This is a genomic window from Mycobacterium sp. (genome assembly GCF_050701515.1).
In the GTDB taxonomy this organism is placed as follows: domain Bacteria; phylum Actinomycetota; class Actinomycetes; order Mycobacteriales; family Mycobacteriaceae; genus Mycobacterium.
This window is the reverse complement of the sequence record NZ_JBOGDB010000217.1, coordinates 1-2,641: the sequence shown is the minus strand read 5'-3', so window position 1 is coordinate 2,641 and position 2,641 is coordinate 1. Positions and strand designations below refer to the sequence as shown.

Genomic DNA, 2,641 nt, shown 5'->3' with positions numbered 1-2,641 from the left:
CGAGAGCGCCGACACCGGGCACTCAGAGCGGCGTGCCTGCTCCGCCGCCGGCGATCAGCCCCGGCGATGACACCTGGGACGACGGCGGGGACGACGACGGGGACGACGGTGGGGACGACGACGACTGACACCACACCGCTGTATCGGTCCGCCAGGGTTGCTGGGTGGGAGGATAGAACTCACCCGGCAGGGATCCGAGAGGCGGCGATGACCTCTACCGACACCGGTCAACGACCGCTGTGGCGCCGAATTCTCCCGTCGGCGGCGCGCACTCGCATCATCGGCTGGGTGCTGCTGCTGGTGATGGCGGCGCTGGGCGTCGTCACGTTCGTGACGTGGCGGCTGCTGGTGTCGGCGGTCGACGCGCGGATGGACGAGGCCTTGCGGTTCGAGGTCGAAGAGTTCAACGAACTGACCTTGCCCGGCATCAACCCGCGCACCGGAGAACCGTTCGCCAGCGTCGAGGAAGTCCTCTCCGAAGCGATCGCGTACAACATCGCCCGGCCCAACGAGAAGTTCCTCGGCTACGTCGACGGTGAATACCGCAGCCAGAGCCGGCAGGAACCCGGGTTTCCTGAGGTGCTCGCCGGTGATGACGCGTTCAGGGATCTCGTCGTCAATGTCACCGAGCCCGTCGAAGGGCTGTACCAACACCCCGAAGTCGGCGAGGTGCGCTACCTGGCGATCCCGGTCTCATTGCAGGGTGACCCGTCGCAAGGCGTCATCGTGGCCGCGTACCTCGGCGACGCGGAACGCGCCGGCGCCGATACCGCCGCACGCCTGATGTTGTTGGTGGGCGCGGTGACGCTATTGGGCGCTACCGGCGCGGCGTGGCTGGTGGCCGGCCGCATTCTGCGACCGCTGCGCGACGTCGCCGCGACCGCCCGGAGCATCACCGACACCGATCTGGCCAAGCGCATCCCAACACGCGGCGACGCGGAGGGCGACGAACTCGAGTCACTGGTCGGCGCAGTCAACAGGATGCTCGACCGGGTCGAAGCCGGGGTGTCGGCTCAGCGCCGCTTCATCGACGACGCCGGGCATGAGCTGCGCACGCCAATCACGATCGTTCGAGGTCACCTTGAGGTGCTCGATCGCAACGATCCCAACGACGTCGAGTCGACGGTCGCGTTGGTGGACGACGAGCTGGGCCGGATGAACCGGATGGTGTCCGACCTGCTGCTGCTCGCCCGGTCTGAGCAACCGTCGTTCCTTCAGCCCAAGCGTGTCGACGTTCGCGCCCTGACCCGGGAGACCTTCGAGAAGGTGGCCCAGCTCGGTGATCGCGACTTCACTTTGGACTCGGTCGGACGGGTCGTCGCCGTGCTGGATCCGCAACGAATCACGCAGGCGCTGGTGGCGCTGGCCGACAATGCCGTCCGCTACACCAAGCCCGGGGATCGGATCGATGTGGGGTCTCGGCTGGAGGGTCGACGGCTGCGGTTCTGGGTGGCCGACTCGGGCGCTGGTGTCAGCGAGGACGACCGTGCCCGCATCTTCGAGCGGTTCGCGCGCGGCAGCGCCGGCGGGCAACGTTCGGACGGCGCCGGGCTGGGTCTGTCGATCGTGCGTGCGATCGCGGTCGCTCACGGTGGCGACGTGGAACTCGACAGCATCCCCGGCCGCGGCGCCACCTTCACACTGGTAATCCCAGCCGTCATTGGAGAGCGATGGCACGCATTCTGATCGCCGAAGACGAGCCTCGGATCTCCACGTTCATCGAAAAAGGATTGTCCGCCAACGGGTTTGCCGTCACCGTGGTCGCCGACGGTCCGTCAGCGTACGACTACGCGATGACCGGCGGATTTGACCTGATGATCCTCGACATCGGGCTGCCCGGACTGGACGGATTCGCACTGCTGCGCAACCTGCGCGCGGACCGCAATTCGATCCCGGTCGTCGTGCTGACCGCACGCGACAGCGTGCAGGACACCGTCGCCGGACTGGAAGGCGGCGCGGATGACTACATGTCCAAGCCGTTCCGGTTCGAGGAACTGCTCGCCCGCGTCCGGCTGCGGCTGACCAGCGAACGGGCCGTAGAACTCACCGTGCTGTCCTACGGTGGCCTGCAGCTTGACTTGCGGACTCGTCGCGCCCGGGTCGGCGGTGACACCGTCGACCTCTCCGCGCGGGAATTCGCGTTGGTCGAGGCATTCCTGCGCCACCCCGGCCAGGTGCTCTCGCGAGAACAATTGCTCAGCCATGTGTGGGGATATGACTTCGATCCGGGCTCCAACGTCGTCGACGTCTACGTGCGCTATCTGCGACGCAAGCTCGGCGCCGAGCGGTTCGTCACGTTGCGCGGCATGGGGTATCGGCTCGAAGAAGTGCCTTGATACAAGATGACGCCCGCCACCGAGGTGTGCAGGTGGCGGGCGTCGCGGTGCGGGATCGAGCTTCTAGCTGTCCCAGCTGCCCCAGGGGCTGTCGAACGCGTGGAACCGGTCGACCGCGTCGTGGAATACGTCGTCGACATACGGAATGTCCGGTGAGAAGTCGATCGGCGGGAACAGTGGTGCGTCGAGGTGGGCTCCTGCGCTCACCGAAGCGGGTGGTGGACCAGCAGAACCGGTGTCGGCTTGCGCGGCCCCCGCGCCGGCGACACCAAGTCCGGTGAGCGTGGCGCCGAGCGTTAGGACCT

The 2,641-nt window shown here is 67.1% G+C and carries 3 protein-coding genes; 2 read left to right on the top strand and 1 reads right to left on the bottom strand.

The annotated features are described in order from the left end of the window. Positions 1-207 precede the first annotated feature (207 nt). On the top strand, positions 208-1,686 hold the full coding sequence (locus tag ACRDU5_RS17150; protein WP_526615860.1) for a sensor histidine kinase: 1,479 nt from the start codon (positions 208-210) through the stop codon (positions 1,684-1,686). After that, positions 1,671-2,336: a response regulator transcription factor gene (locus tag ACRDU5_RS17145; protein ID WP_526615859.1), complete on the top strand. Its 666-nt coding sequence runs from the start codon at positions 1,671-1,673 to the stop codon at positions 2,334-2,336. The genes ACRDU5_RS17150 and ACRDU5_RS17145 overlap by 16 nt, the downstream gene beginning before the upstream one ends. A gap of 63 nt (positions 2,337-2,399) precedes the next feature. On the opposite strand, the gene ACRDU5_RS17140 is transcribed toward ACRDU5_RS17145, so the two are convergent. After that, the coding region (locus ACRDU5_RS17140) for a hypothetical protein (RefSeq protein ID WP_526615858.1) at positions 2,400-2,641 on the bottom strand (242 nt) is incomplete at its 5' end.